Source organism: Chryseobacterium indologenes (assembly GCF_001295265.1).
GTDB lineage: Bacteria > Bacteroidota > Bacteroidia > Flavobacteriales > Weeksellaceae > Chryseobacterium > Chryseobacterium indologenes_A.
Window position 1 is genome coordinate 97,334 of record NZ_LJOD01000013.1, and the last position, 14,153, is coordinate 111,486.

Annotated in this window: 11 protein-coding genes and 1 tRNA gene; 7 read left to right on the plus strand and 5 right to left on the minus strand. The window is 37.6% G+C overall.

What is annotated here, in order from left to right:
- Positions 1–25: 25 nt before the first annotated feature.
- The 7 genes from clpX (at position 26) to AOB46_RS17480 (ending at position 7,655) form a co-directional block, all read left to right on the plus strand.
- Positions 26–1,213 (plus strand): ATP-dependent Clp protease ATP-binding subunit ClpX, encoded by a 1,188-nt coding sequence (clpX, locus tag AOB46_RS17450; RefSeq protein ID WP_062701735.1) that lies wholly within the window; start codon positions 26–28, stop codon positions 1,211–1,213.
- A 75-nt stretch (positions 1,214–1,288) separates the two neighbouring features.
- Entirely contained in the window at positions 1,289–3,274 is a 1,986-nt protein-coding gene (locus tag AOB46_RS17455) for a T9SS type A sorting domain-containing protein (RefSeq protein WP_062701737.1), read from the plus strand.
- 5 nt (positions 3,275–3,279) lie between these two features.
- Positions 3,280–3,504: a hypothetical protein gene (locus tag AOB46_RS17460; RefSeq protein ID WP_062701739.1), complete on the plus strand. Its 225-nt coding sequence runs from the start codon at positions 3,280–3,282 to the stop codon at positions 3,502–3,504.
- A 61-nt stretch (positions 3,505–3,565) separates the two neighbouring features.
- Positions 3,566–4,858: a TlpA family protein disulfide reductase gene (locus tag AOB46_RS17465; RefSeq protein WP_062701741.1), complete on the plus strand. Its 1,293-nt coding sequence runs from the start codon at positions 3,566–3,568 to the stop codon at positions 4,856–4,858.
- A gap of 44 nt (positions 4,859–4,902) precedes the next feature.
- Positions 4,903–4,976: transfer RNA gene (locus AOB46_RS17470), tRNA-Met, on the plus strand.
- A gap of 364 nt (positions 4,977–5,340) precedes the next feature.
- Positions 5,341–6,852, plus strand: coding sequence for a tyrosinase family protein (locus tag AOB46_RS17475; protein WP_062701743.1), 1,512 nt, complete (start codon positions 5,341–5,343; stop codon positions 6,850–6,852).
- Entirely contained in the window at positions 6,849–7,655 is an 807-nt protein-coding gene (locus AOB46_RS17480) for a DUF2182 domain-containing protein (protein ID WP_062701745.1), read from the plus strand. Before AOB46_RS17475 ends, AOB46_RS17480 begins: the two co-directional genes overlap by 4 nt.
- A 66-nt stretch (positions 7,656–7,721) precedes the next feature.
- Here the strand turns inward: AOB46_RS17480 and AOB46_RS17485 are convergent, their stop codons facing one another.
- The 5 genes from AOB46_RS17485 to AOB46_RS17495 form a co-directional block, all read right to left on the minus strand.
- Positions 7,722–9,020: an HlyD family secretion protein gene (locus AOB46_RS17485; protein ID WP_062701747.1), complete on the minus strand. Its 1,299-nt coding sequence runs from the start codon at positions 9,018–9,020 to the stop codon at positions 7,722–7,724.
- A 200-nt stretch (positions 9,021–9,220) separates the two neighbouring features.
- The gene (locus AOB46_RS17490) at positions 9,221–11,413 is read right to left on the minus strand and encodes a peptidase domain-containing ABC transporter (RefSeq protein WP_062701784.1); all 2,193 of its coding nucleotides are present in this window, start codon (positions 11,411–11,413) and stop codon (positions 9,221–9,223) included.
- A gap of 87 nt (positions 11,414–11,500) precedes the next feature.
- Positions 11,501–11,665, minus strand: a complete 165-nt coding sequence (locus AOB46_RS23460) for a bacteriocin-like protein (protein WP_157845079.1) — start codon at positions 11,663–11,665, stop codon at positions 11,501–11,503.
- Positions 11,666–11,709: 44 nt separating this feature from the next.
- The gene (locus AOB46_RS23240) at positions 11,710–11,901 is read right to left on the minus strand and encodes a bacteriocin-like protein (protein ID WP_131724410.1); all 192 of its coding nucleotides are present in this window, start codon (positions 11,899–11,901) and stop codon (positions 11,710–11,712) included.
- Between the two features lie 113 nt (positions 11,902–12,014).
- Complete coding sequence (locus tag AOB46_RS17495) at positions 12,015–13,523, minus strand: vitamin K epoxide reductase family protein (protein ID WP_062701749.1); 1,509 nt, start codon at positions 13,521–13,523, stop codon at positions 12,015–12,017.
- Positions 13,524–14,153 lie beyond the last annotated feature (630 nt).

Below are 14,153 nucleotides of genomic sequence, written 5' to 3' on the forward strand. Positions count from 1 at the left end.
AACATATACAATATATTATTATAGTATGAACTCAAACCAATGTTCTTTCTGCGGCAGAAAAAGAAATGAAGTACAGATGCTGATTTCCGGGCAGAATGGTTTTATCTGCGAAAACTGTATAGAGCAGGCGCATGTAATTGTAAAAGACAGCGTTTCCAAGACAGGATATTCACCGGCAGAAACTATAGATGAATTAAAAAAACCTAAGGAGATCAAGGTATTTCTTGATCAATATGTTATCGGGCAGGACCAGGCTAAAAAGCAGCTTTCAATTGCCGTGTACAATCACTATAAAAGACTTCTTCATGCCAAAGATGAAAACAGGGAAGTAGAGCTGGAAAAGTCTAATATCATCATGATCGGGGAAACAGGTACCGGAAAAACCTTGCTGGCAAAAAACATTGCCAGAGAACTGAATGTACCTTTCTGTATTGTAGATGCAACCATCCTCACAGAAGCCGGTTATGTAGGAGAGGATGTAGAAAGTATCCTTTCACGGCTTCTAATGGTAGCAGATTATGACGTGGAAAAAGCCGAAAAAGGAATTGTATTTATTGATGAGATTGATAAGATTGCCAGAAAATCCGATAACCCAAGCATTACAAGAGACGTTTCCGGAGAAGGAGTACAACAGGGATTGCTGAAGCTGCTGGAAGGAAGCATTGTTAATGTACCGCCTCAGGGAGGAAGAAAACACCCGGACCAGAAATATATCCAGGTCAATACCCAGAATATTTTGTTTATAGCCGGAGGTGCTTTTGACGGAATCAAGGAAATTATTGAAAGAAGAATGAACAAGCAGGCAATTGGCTTCAGCTCCGAAAAAATTAATAAAGTAGATGAAGATGAATATGTATTAACGAATATTAATGCAATTGACCTTCGTTCTTTCGGATTAATTCCTGAACTTTTGGGAAGGTTTCCAATCATTACTTACCTTGATAAACTGACAAAAGAAACCATGGTAAGAATTATGAAAGAACCTAAAAATTCTATCATCAATCAATTTGTGGAACTTTTCAAAATGGATGGTACTAAATTATCTTTCACAGACGGGGCTATTGAGAAAATTGTAGAAGAAACCATTGAGAAGGGATTAGGCGCCAGAGGCTTAAGAGGAACTACCGAAAAGGTTCTGGAAGATTATATGTTTTCCATAGGAGAAGAGAAAGAAATTATATTGACGGAAGATAATATTTTTGTTAATAAATAAAATATATTTTTTTGTAAGAAATAAAAATCATACCTTTGCGGGTGAGATTGTATTAACACACAAATAATTTATACAATGAGAAAAAGTTTATTTGCTATAGGTCTTTTAGCCGTTAGCTATTCTGTTCAGGCGCAGAATGTTTTATGTCACGTAGACACTAACGCTAATATGTATGTAAGCGAAGGTACCCTGGTTTATAGTGGTGGAGGTGTACAGACAAAAGGCAATGGTCTTCTGGATGTTCACGGTAACGTTATGATTGTAGGTGCCGCAGGAGATGCTTTAAAAACAATTACCAGCACCGGAACAGATAAAACCGATGGTGGTAATATCGTGTTAAGGCTCAATAATTCAGCCAGCTATGATACTTCTACTTACGGGCAGCTGTATATTAACGGTTTAAACCAATCAGATATTACAGGTATTGTAAGTAAAGAATTCAAAAGCAAAAAGCATGGTAATGGTAATTTCTACCAGCAATTGGCAATGCCGTTTTTTGGTAAAACCCTGAGCTCTTTATCTACAGAATTCGGTAAAGTATTCAATACTCAGCGATACAGTAAGAATGAAATTCTAAAGCTGAATAATACCAACAATGTTGCCGAAACAATCACCAGTCTTGCAACAACAACCAGCGATCCGTCCGGCTACTATATGTTGGGATCAAACAACAACAACTTAGACACCAGTACGCCGCCGGCTTCCCTTCCAACGATTGCTCCAACCCCTACCGGTTCTGTTTATACTATTAACGGACGCCCTAATGCAACATTAGCCACTGCTACCCTGCAGAATGGTGGAAGTGTAGATTTCGGGGCTAATGGTACGAACCTGAATCCGTATGGTGAAATGTATAACTCTCATGTCCAGGATCAGTTTGAGTTTTCAACGGGAGCCTGGGTGTCATCCACATATGGGAAAAATTTCTATCAGTTTGGAAATCCTTTCCTAACCAATCTTGACCTGTCAAGAATCGGTTATGTTGAAAACGGAGGTATTACAGACGGAAATAATATTACCAATATCTGGGGAGTAAGATATGACCCGGGAACTGTTGTGGTTACCGCTGCAGGTAATGCATACAGTATGGGAGCTCAGATTCAGACTTATAACCCTGTAACCGGGGTTCCGGCAGGAGACGTAGGGCTTATCATCAAACCTATGCAGGCATTTGTATTGAAACTGAGAAACAACAATCCTCAGACTTTAGATTTTAATACCCTTAGAAGATTTAATTCCACAACCAGAGCAGCAGCTACAGATTACAATGTAACAGCAGCGAAAAACACAACTACTGCCGGAACAATGAAGCAGCTTGGAGTAATTGGTCTGGATGCTAACGGGTATGAAGTTTCAAGAACATATTATGTAGTTTCCAATACTGCTACTACAGGATTTCAATCTTCAATTGCCACTACTGTTCAGGCAACCAATACGAGTTCCAATCTGATCGGTACATTTGAAGAATTGCCAAATGGAGGGTATGACCCGAACTACAACGCAAAATACTGGCTGTATATTAATGAAGCCAATGAGGATAACTTCTTAGGAAAAGATATCTTACTTTGGAATTATGACTATGATAAGCCAAACAGAAAAATTGTATCCTATAAATTTGAGATCAGAGAAAATGCTGAACTTGTTCCGGCAGGAACGCACCAGCTTTCTTCAGGAATCGGTTTCTACTACAAAGCTTCTAACGGTACAGTACAGCAGGCGAAACAAGGGGATATAGTGTCTCTGACATCTAAATCTTATAATTTATATTACGGTGAGCCAAACAGAGGTTCTTTAAGAACAAATGATACCGAGGCTACACAATCGAGAACAATGGTAGTTTATAATCCTGATATTACCAACTACATTGTGAGATTCGATCCGGATTGGAAAAAAGCAGATATTGAAGTTTATGATATGAGCGGTAAACTGGTTATTTCTAAAAAAGCAGTTGACACATCCAGAGATTTTGTAATTGAGCTTAACAGCGCTCTTAAAAACTCTTATGTTGTAAAAATTGTTTCAGATAAAGGAATAACCGTTAGCACTAAAATCTTAAAATAAATATTATGAAAACTATAAATAAACTAGTATCAGCTCTTTTTTTATTCGCCGTATTACTGGTCCGGGCAGCAGACCCTAATGATATGCCAGTACCGGGTGATGGTGGGTCGGGAACAGTAGGTCCCGGAAAACCAGCTTCTCCAATTGATATGTACATTTATGTACTGGGAATAGTAGCCATCATCTTCATTGCCTATTATACTAAAAAATATAAGAGCGTAAAAGCCTAAAATTTTATTAAAATAACATTAAACTCTCTGATTAGTCGGAGAGTTTTTTTATTTTTACCCTATGAAAAAGATTTATATAGTATCTGCAGTATTAGCTGCGTTTTCTTTACAGGCTCAATTTACTGTAACCATTCAGGCGCCTGCAGATTTTAAAGATCAGGATGCCATTCTATATACCCTAAACGGCTCAAAGGACGTTATTGTTACCAAAGAGCAGAATAAAAACAATACCTGGACTTTCAAGAATCCTAATCACTATATGGGAATGATGAAAGTATATTTCCCGGGCTCCAATAATACCGTTAGTTTTGTTTCTGAAAATAAGAATGTCAATATCAAACTGGATGTTCGGAACAATAAAATTAAAGATGTAGCTTATCTGGATGAAGTTAATGATCTTATGAGCAAGCAACAGGAAGGTTCCCAGAAAAAAGAGCTGATTCTTCCGGCTTTAGCACAGATTAAAGAATATTATAAGGATAATACAGATTTCGGGAAAGCTCTTAAAATAGAAATTGAAAGACTTTCAGGTAATGCTGCTGTTATAGATCCTGTAAAACACCCGTTTATTTCCTTCTATAATACCAATTACAGCAAGTTTCTGTCTAATTCTTCAGATCCTTCTAAAAAGGTTTCCCAGGAAGATATCATCAACTTTCTGGATAAGTCTAATGACATGCTTGAGTCTTCATCCTTATTAAGACCTGTTTTGGTGGCTTATCTTAATGCCGGAGGCAATACCAATGTGCCCGGTTCTGTGGATAAGCTTTTAGACCGCTTAAAAGTTGAAACTCCGAGAGGGCAGGCTGTTCTGTCTGAGCTCATTGATATCTTCGATGCTTATGAAATGGACGAGTTTAAAAATAAATACCTCACCCTGGCTAAAAACCTTAAGTGTACAATCACTGACAGATTAGCTTCTACATTAAAATCTAATGCTAATGTGGAAATAGGGGCTGTGTTTCCTAATTATAAGTTCCAGTCGCCTGTGAATACAACGGCAAAGTCGCTTCAGGATGTAAAAGCAGACAAGAAGGTGGTTGTTTTCTGGTCATCTACATGTTCTCACTGCGAAACAGAGCTGCCTAAGCTTCTGGAGAAATATAATGAGCTCAAAGCAAAAAACATCCAGATTGTAGGTCTGTCTTTAGATACAGATAAGAATTCTTATACCAACAGAATTGCAGCATTTCCATGGATCAATGATTCTGAATTAAGAGGATGGAACAGCAGTTATACCGAAACGTACAATGTTCATGCAACACCTACCTATTTTATTTTAGATGCTAACAATAAGATAATCAGCAAACCAGATCATGTTGGTGATGTTTTGGAATATTTTAAGGTAAAATAATTTTGGTAGTAAATAAATATTTTCTATATTTGCACCACCAAAACGGCGAGGTAGCTCAGTTGGTTAGAGCGCAGGATTCATAACCCTGAGGTCACGGGTTCAATTCCCGTCTTCGCTACAAAAATCCCCTATTTATAGGGGATTTTCTTTTTATACACCCAGTTTTACACCCCTTTTACCTTCCCCCAGAATATCTTGTTCCTTTGAACGTAAATAATAGTTGATGATGGCGGTTGATCTCTTTTATAATCAAAAATGGAAGTTGGTAAGAATATCTGCTTTTTGATTTATTTTGTTATTGCAATTCTATTTTATCATTATAACATACAAAGCTGTAAGGGTATCTTACTGCCTTTAATTATATTAGTCAAATAAATTATCACAATAGGGGGATAATTTAGGTATAAATACGTACTGTTTTTTTTAGAAGGCTGCTTAGATTTGTATTTAACATAAAAGTATAAAACAAAAAAACTAATTCTATGGCTAAATTCTTAAGAAAAAATGCATGGGAGAATGGGGGAACTTTTAATAACCCCGATCTTTTTTGGTATGCAAAAGGAGTAGGCGTTCTGCAGTCCAGACTTCTGAGTGATGAAAACAGCTGGTGGTTCTTTGCCGCTATTCATGGTGAACAGATGGGAGGAACGAAATTTCCGAACTGGAATGTTCTTACAGGGGTTCCAAAAGTTCCGACAAGCCCGCTTCCTTCCCCGGATGTTATTAAAAAATTCTGGAATCAATGTCAGCACCAAAGCTGGTACTTTACACCATGGCATCGTGGTTACCTTATTGCTTTGGAAGAGCAGGTTCGTCAGGCAGTGATCAGTTTAGGAGGCCCCGCAGACTGGGCACTTCCTTATTGGAATTATTTAGGTCCTGGAGATCAGTATAAAATTCCGCCTGCCTTTATGGAGGAAACAATGCCTGATGGTAGCGCCAATCCTTTATATGTAACCGCAAGATACGGGCCTAAAAGTGACGGAAATGTATATGTGCCGATTCCGCCTATATCGGAAGTGTGCCAGGGAAATACCATTTATACAGGAAGCAATACTTCAACACCGCACCCCGGATATGGAGGACCAAAAACAAAATTTTCACATGACGGTAATGTGAGCGGAAATTTAGAAAGCAATCCCCACAACCTGGTGCACGTAAAGGTAGGAGGTCAGGACGGATGGATGTCAGATCCTGATTCTGCCGGACTGGATCCTATTTTTTATCTGCATCACTGCAATATAGACAGAATGTGGGCGGCATGGAATACAAGCAATGATAATCCTACAGATCCGGATTGGTTAAATGGGCCTGCAGCATTGGGAGAAAGAGAGTTTATCATGCCTGTACCGGGTAATGATAAAGGCTGGGTATACACTCCGGCAGAAATGAGTAACTTAGAGACACTGGATTACAGTTATGATGACCTTTCACTGACTACAGCTCCGCTGCCTCAGAAGACCCTGGCTCAGAGATTAAATAAATTAGGTGCACAGCCTGTTGAAAATCTGGAAGAAAAAAATATGGATTTAGGACGTAACTCAGAACTTGTTGGTGCCAATGCAGGACAAGTTCAATTGGACGGATCGGGAACAAAAACCAGTGTAAAGCTGGAAGGAAGCTCCTGGAAAAATGTATCCGGCAGTCTGATGAAGGCTTCAGCAATCAGTCTGCCGGATCAGGTCTATCTTCAGCTGGAAAATGTAAAAGGAACTGCTGATTCCAATGTTCTGAGTGTTTCGGTAAATCATCAGCTGGCGGGATACGTTTCTCTTTTCGGATTGCGTAATGCTTCTGACAAAGACGGACACAATGGCGGTAATGGACTTACTTTTATCCTGAACATTACAGATATCATAGATAATCTGTTTGTGAGCAATAATCTAGATGTGAATTCACTGGAAGTAGCTATTCTGCCTGATAACGCAATTCCGGATGGCGAAACCATCACGGTAGGCCGGGTGAGCATTTACCGCGAACAGCAGAAATTATGAAAACCTCAGTAAGAGAAGACAGCTATATCACGGCTGCCATTCTCATCATAAGTGCCATATTCTGGATGATACTGCTTCTGGATCCGGGAGGGATCTTGGGAATAAAACACTGTCACATGACAACAGATGGTGCCTCAAATGTCTCCCTTAAAATGATGCTTCAGATGAACCCTTTTTCAGATATGATGACAGGCTGGATTCTTATGGTATTAGCAATGATGCTCCCAAAGCTTATTTCCCCTGTTCAGTATATTTATGCAAAAAGCCTTAAGAAACGTCGTTTCTGGCTAAGTCTACTTTTTGTATTAAGCTATTCCATGGTCTGGACAATTATGGGAATGGTTATGAATGCTGTTATCCTCGGGTTTAATCTATTATTACCCGGCGGATCTTATCTTCCGGCTCTTATAGTAGGAGTTATAGCTTTGATCTGGCAATTTTCACCCGTGAAGCAACTGTGTCTGAACCGTGGGCATGATCATCGTTCAATAGCAGCTTTCGGATGGGATGCAGACCGGGACGTCCTCAAATTCGGAATCATGCACGGAATCTGGTGTATCGGCTCAGGATGGGCATTAATGCTTTTTCCGATGTTGCTGCCGGAAGGGCATAACCTTGCAATGATTGTGGTAACGGTTATTATGATCAGTGAACACATGGAGCATCCGAGATATCCGCGCTGGTATTTTGATTTCCGTCTGAAACTCATCCGGATTATGGTGGGCAGAATAAAAATCAATTTTAAAAGAAAAGAAAAAATTCAACATCATGTTCAATTCAATATGACTGAAAAATTTCTTTAAATTTTGAAACAAAAATAAAGCCGCAGTCTAAAACAGATTGCGGTTTTTATATTTTTAAGCGATACATTAGCTTTGATACCCCAGTAATTTTCTGATCTGGTAGAAGAACCTTTCAATCAGTCTTAGATCCTGGGTGACAATCTCAGCATTTCCTCTGAGCTCTTTATCGAATACAAGAGTTTTATTATAGCTTGTTTTTAATCCTTTCGGAAGAACTACATCTACATAATAGTTTCCTTTATCGTCAGGAATAAGAGAGATATTCTGTACTTTTCCTTCCACAATGCCATATTCCTGGAAGCGGTAGTTATCCAGTTTAATCAGTACTTTCTCACCTGGAATTATCTTTCCTGAGTTAACGGTAGGCACAGACATCCTTCCCACAAGTTTTTCTTTATTGGCGGGAAGAATAGAAAGAATAGGCTCTCCGGTTTTTACAAACTGATTTTCACCAAAAAACTGTTGGAAGCTGGCCACACCATCAGTAGAAGAGGTAACAAGGTACGTTTGCTCCCATTGTTTTAAGGACTTACGAAGCTGTTCAAAAAGCTGCAAAGTCTGCGATGAATAGGTAATCCTGTCCTTTTCTGTATTAATGGCAGTACCGCTTTTGGTTTTATTGAGGTTGGAGATTCCTTCTTCCATTTGTGATAAAGAAATCGTAATATTTTCAAGATTCTGCTGGGCCTGGATATATTTTATTTTCTCATTTTCCAGTTCCATGGATGAGATAACACCCTGGTTGAACAATTCCTGTGATCTCTGATAGTTCTTTTTCGTGAGTTCATATTTGGCCTGCTCTAAATTCTTTTGCTGTTTTGTTGTTACCATTCTTACCCGGTACTCTGAAAGACTCTGATTGGCTGCAATATTTTCCGGTGCATAAGGCTGAAGTCTGGTGAAAAGCTCCTCATCCTGAAAGGCTTTTGCGAAATTGTTATAATCACCCTGAAGCTCTCCGAGTTTAAATCTTGAGGCCTGAGCAATGGGGAAAGAAAGAACCTGGCCAGGATTAATAGAGTCTATAAGTTTTTTCAGTTCCAGAACATCCTTATAGTTTGCTGTAGACTGCATTACCATAAGGATCTCATTTTTTTTAACTTCCTGATGGTCTTTGATAAATATTTTTTCAATTTTTGAACTGGTCCGGGCCTCAATTTTTTCAGGTGGGTTCTGTGAGGTGACAACAATCGGGGCAGGAACAAATTCAGGGTACTTGATAATGTAGCTCATCAGAAGAATAAGCAGAAGTATGATAAATATAAGGGTATTTCCCCAGCGTATCATCCAATGTGGCGGCTGGGTAAGAATGTCCTGAACGCTTTCCGAACGAAGTTCAATAGTATCTAAAATTTCCTTTTCCATATAAGCAGTCTGTTGAATTCAAAATCTTCACAGGAAGATCCTGATTCATTGTTTTATTTTAAAATAAATTACCAAGGCAGTTTACAATCATTTTTTTAATCATTGTTTTGCTGTCTCTGTTTTTTACTGTTTTTTACTGTTTTTTATAGTTTTATAATTGTTACGTATTCAGTTGATTACGTGAATTTAATAAAAACAGATTAATTTCCCAATTCCAATTGATTTTTCACCAATCTGTAATATTCACCCTTTAAAGCAACAAGTTCACTGTGGCTACCTTCTTCCACTACTTTTCCTTTATCCAGAACGATGATCTTGTCGGCATGCTTTACTGTGGATAGTCTGTGGGCTATAACAATAGCCGTTTTTCCTTTAAAGAATTGTTCCAGGTTTTCCATAATGATCTTTTCATTATTGGCATCCAGTGCAGAGGTAGCCTCATCAAAAAAGATATATTCCGGAGATTTATATACTGCTCTGGCAATGAAAAGCCTTTGTTTCTGCCCGCCGCTGACACCCACACCTTCATTTCCAATTTTTGTATTATAGCTTAAAGGCAGACCTTCAATAAATTCTTTGATGTTAGCAATTTCTACAGCACGTCTTAATTTCTGCTTGTCGATATGGTCTTCACCCACCGCAATATTATTGGCTATCGTATCATTGAAAACATAACCTTCCTGCATTACTACGCCGCAATGATCTCTCCAGAATCTTGGCGATACATTTTTCAGTTTTGTATTCCCGATTTTAATATCCCCTTCAGAAGGATCATAAAACTTCATGAGAAGCTTTAAGAGGGTTGTTTTTCCGCTTCCGCTGGCTCCTACAATAGCGGTGGTTTTCTGATAAGGAATGGTAAGATTCAGGTTTTCAAATACCGGAACATCAGAACCAATGTATCTGAATGACATATTACTGATTTCAATGTCTTTTTGCGGTACCTCGGTAGCATATTGCTCGTCCTTGTCTTCCTCATCTTCTTTATCATGAATTTCGCCAAGCCTTTCAAGAGAAATTTTGGCATCCTGAGTTTGCTTAATAAAGTCAATAAGCTGAAGCAGCGGGCTGTTAAGCTGTCCGATGATATATTGCACAGACAGCATCATCCCCAAAGTAAGATTCCCGCTTAGAACAAGTTTTGCAGAAAGGAAACTTACCAATATATCCTTCATCTGGTTGATGAAATTTCCTCCTACAGACTGCCATTGTTCCAGGGAAAGTGACTGAATTCTTATTTTAAATAACTTTACCTGAAGAAATTCCCAGTCCCAACGTTTTTGTTTTTCAGCATTATGCATTTTAATCTCCTGCATACCGTTGATCAGTTCAATTACTTTACTCTGCTCCTGAGAAACCTGTGAGAATCTTTTATAATCCAGTTCTTTTCTTTTTTTAAGGAAAAAACTGATCCATCCTACATACAAGACAGCTCCTACCAGATAAACGAGGAACAGCCTGTAATCATAAAACAATAAAACAATACTGAAAATAATAAGGTTCACCAGTGAGAACAAGGTATTTAAGGAAGAGCTGGTCAGAAGCTGTTCAATTCTGTGATGGTCATTGATTCTCTGCATAATATCTCCTGTCATTCTCGTATCGAAGAAGCTGATAGGAAGCCTCATCAGCTTAATAAAGAAATCTGAAATGATAGAGATATTGATTCTGGCGGATAGGTGAAGTAAGATCCAGCTTCGGATGACTTCAATTCCCATTCTTCCCAGAAACAGCATGATCTGTGCAAGAAGCACAACATAAATGAAGTTAAGATCCTGATTCTGTATCCCGACATCTACAATACTCTGGGTAAGGAACGGAAAAATAAGTGAAAGTAAGCTTCCTGCCAAAAGTCCTACAGCAAGCTGGATAACAAGTGATTTATATTTGAAAAGATATTTGGAAAGAAAGGAGAAGCTAGCCTTGCTTTCTTCTGCATCAAATTCGGTCTGGAAAAAAGCAGGTGTGGTTTCCAGAATCAGGGCAATACCTTCTTCTGTATTTTCATTCGCATTTTCTCCGATCCATAGTTTGATGAATTCTTCCCTGGTGTAAGTAATCAGCCCGTAACTGGGATCTGATATATAAACTTTATTGTTCTTATCAATTTTATAAACAACAACGAAGTGGTTTTTGTTCCAGTGTACAATGCAGGGAAATGGAACTTCTTCTGTAAGGGTATTGAAATCAATCTGGACTCCAAGAGACCGGAATCCCAGATTTTCTGCGGCATCACTGAGGCCTAATAGGCTGCTTCCTTCACGGGTAGTTTCAGAAAGTGTGCGGATCTGCTGAAGCGAAATGCTTTTGCCATAATATTTACTTACTATTCTAAGGCAGGTAGGGCCGCAGTCTTTAGCGTCCGGCTGTTTATAAAAAGGAAATTTCTTCAAAATTTTTTTTTCATTGTAAAATGCCGCCAAAAGATGGCGACATTTTTAATTTATCTACTAATATTAATATTCAAGCTCAGGGCTTATTTACAGGATACATACCTTATTGCATACCCGTACACAGATCTCATTTACAGGACATCCGCCAATAGGATAGCATATCGATACAGCCTGGATACGGGCACATTCTTCAGTGATTCCACCTTTAAGCATCCTTAAGCTTTCTCTTGACAGTTTTTTTAAATTTTTCATAGTAGTCTTTTTGCATTGGTTGTTATTGCTTCAACATAAATTGATTAGATCGGATCATGACAGAATGAGATCATACATTTATTAAAACTCATACACATTGGTGTACAGCCTCTGTAGCATACCACTTCAAAACTGCTTGAACAACGCCATCCGCCCAGACCGTCACTTATGGGAGCACTGTCGCCGCCAATAATTGTTTTTAGGTTTTCACGGGATACTTTCTTTAAATTTTTCATAATAGTTAGTTTTTTGGGTTTATTTTATTTTTTAAGCATTTCAGACGATGCTTATATTTTTTCCTAAGATAGTGAATTTTTAAATCCAATAAAGGTTTTTCTTTTGGAAAATCTTATTGAAAGTCTTCATCTTCTATTAATTCATCAATGAAATACCAGATATCATCACGGTCATATTTATCAGGGAACTGATATCCGTTCAGAATAAAAATAGGAGTGAAGCTAAGTCCTGCATTACTGTTATCAGAAGACATTGCGGTAAACGCAGTAAGGTCCTCTGTGGCGGAAGAACCGGCTCTTGCTACAGCTTTGCTCTCATCTTTTGTTTCAAACCACTCTTCTACAGCATGCAGGAATTCCTTTTGTGGCCTGTTATGGTATATATAGTTGAGCGCAGAAAGAAGCTGGGTATATTTTTCAGGAGCCCTGTCAGGGAAATAATTAAACCTGATTTGTACGGAAATATCTCCCGGATATTTCTCTAAAAGTCCTTCAGCTATTTTATGAGCATCTTTACAGAAACCACAATATGGGTTAGACACAATGGCAATACGAAGTTTAGCCTCTTTATTTCCCAAAGAGAAGGTGTGGTTATCCTGGAAGGTTATCTTTTCATTTTCTAAAAGCTGGCTTTTGAAAAGATCATAGTTTCTTTTAAACCTAAGGTTTTTTGCATTGGATTTCTGAAGATTTTCTTTTTGGGTCAGGAGATTGCTGGAATACAGTACGGCTGAAAAGATAAGTAACCACAAAACAAGCGTTAATAATAACATGCCTATGCTGAAAACCGTGTTCTGAAAAAATAACATGCTGATAATGAGCTGCCCTGCAAGAATTGAAATAATCAGAAGACAAACTCTGCAGAATGTTTTTTCTACAAAAGCCTGAATATATAAAGAATAAGCAATAGCAATCACAGAAACAAGAGTGAATCCTTTAACAAGGTATGCCGAGGCCGGAAGAAATAGCCCCATTATGGCAAGTCCGGTAAAATAAATCAGGGAAAAATCAGAGAATTTTAAACCGAAAATACTTGTTTTATCCTGTTTGATAATCTTGTCACATGAATTGGCTGTCTGGCTGGAAGCTGTATCTCCACATATACTTCCGATAACAGTGGATGTATTTCCGAATTTTTGGTTAAATATTTCCAGGGAAATATAAACACCGGCTAATGATAAGACGTTGAAAATGGCGTCATATATACTCATATTCAGAAATGAATGGATAAGAATGACTGCAAAAACAAGATATAAAATCGGCCTGAAATCAAATACTGATTTGTTTTCTGCATTTTCAGTCTTTTCAAATAGCAATACGAAATCTGTGGATTTTTGGTGGAGTTCTTCCTTATTAAGAGTTTTGGCTTTTTCTGAATAAACGGAATAACTGTTTCCTGATTTTTTAACAAGAGAGAAAGAGTTGTCCACAATAGCAATAAATTCTTCCGGTAATTCATCCCAATATTCTTTATCAAGCTCATAGGCATCATTCTTAACACCCATGAAATTTAAGGTATCGCTGAATGCAAGTGCAGAGGGATAGTTAGGGTGTGAATTGAACTGAAATGTGAACTCCTGTTTGTCTAATTTCAGGTAGTTTATTAGTTTATCAAAAATCATATTAATATTTTTATCTAAAATACGCAGAGATTTCAAATAAACAAATTTTTTTTCTTTTAAGGGTGATATACAACGCGTAAATAAGTATATCTGGTTGTAAATCTGTATATTTATAAACAGCCGGTGGTTTTCATCTGTAGATTTTATGAACGGTAGATAACAGGTTGGCGGATGTCAGAAACCTTTCAGCTTACCTTTTTTTAAATTCCTCAGCCCTGTAGATAAAAGCTGTTTTCCTGATTTTTATTTTGGGGAGAACGGTATTTTATATCCGTTTATAATAGCTAGATAACAATTATGATCATTTTGAGACATTATTGAAAACCGGAAGCAGCTTTTCTATCCTGAATCTAATAATAACTCTAATTTTCTGTTTCTGAAAAAATGAAAAAAAACATAATATTACATCGTTATTTAAATGCTGGATTTGATAGTCTTTTTATATTTAAACCCGGTATTTAAAAATAATTTTATGGAAGAATTGTTTATTTTAACATAATGTTTGTTTTTAGTAACAGACTCAAAAGAACTTAAAAAATCATAAAGTTTTCATAAAATTTTAAAAAAGGGAGGAAATGTTTTTGTATTTATGAAATATGTTGTACTTTTACATCGCCTTGAATGAGGGAA

What these genes read in the sequence shown, in the direction of transcription:
- clpX (WP_062701735.1), top strand. Translation starts at nt 26, where the DNA reads ATGAACTCAAACCAATGTTCTTTCTGCGGCAGAAAAAGAAATGAAGTA.
- AOB46_RS17455 (WP_062701737.1), top strand. Translation starts at nt 1,289, where the DNA reads ATGAGAAAAAGTTTATTTGCTATAGGTCTTTTAGCCGTTAGCTATTCT.
- AOB46_RS17460 (WP_062701739.1), top strand. Translation starts at nt 3,280, where the DNA reads ATGAAAACTATAAATAAACTAGTATCAGCTCTTTTTTTATTCGCCGTA.
- AOB46_RS17465 (WP_062701741.1), top strand. Translation starts at nt 3,566, where the DNA reads ATGAAAAAGATTTATATAGTATCTGCAGTATTAGCTGCGTTTTCTTTA.
- AOB46_RS17475 (WP_062701743.1), top strand. Translation starts at nt 5,341, where the DNA reads ATGGCTAAATTCTTAAGAAAAAATGCATGGGAGAATGGGGGAACTTTT.
- AOB46_RS17480 (WP_062701745.1), top strand. Translation starts at nt 6,849, where the DNA reads ATGAAAACCTCAGTAAGAGAAGACAGCTATATCACGGCTGCCATTCTC.
- AOB46_RS17485 (WP_062701747.1), bottom strand. Translation starts at nt 9,020, where the DNA reads ATGGAAAAGGAAATTTTAGATACTATTGAACTTCGTTCGGAAAGCGTT.
- AOB46_RS23460 (WP_157845079.1), bottom strand. Translation starts at nt 11,665, where the DNA reads ATGAAAAATTTAAAAAAACTGTCAAGAGAAAGCTTAAGGATGCTTAAA.
- AOB46_RS23240 (WP_131724410.1), bottom strand. Translation starts at nt 11,901, where the DNA reads ATGAAAAATTTAAAGAAAGTATCCCGTGAAAACCTAAAAACAATTATT.
- AOB46_RS17495 (WP_062701749.1), bottom strand. Translation starts at nt 13,523, where the DNA reads ATGATTTTTGATAAACTAATAAACTACCTGAAATTAGACAAACAGGAG.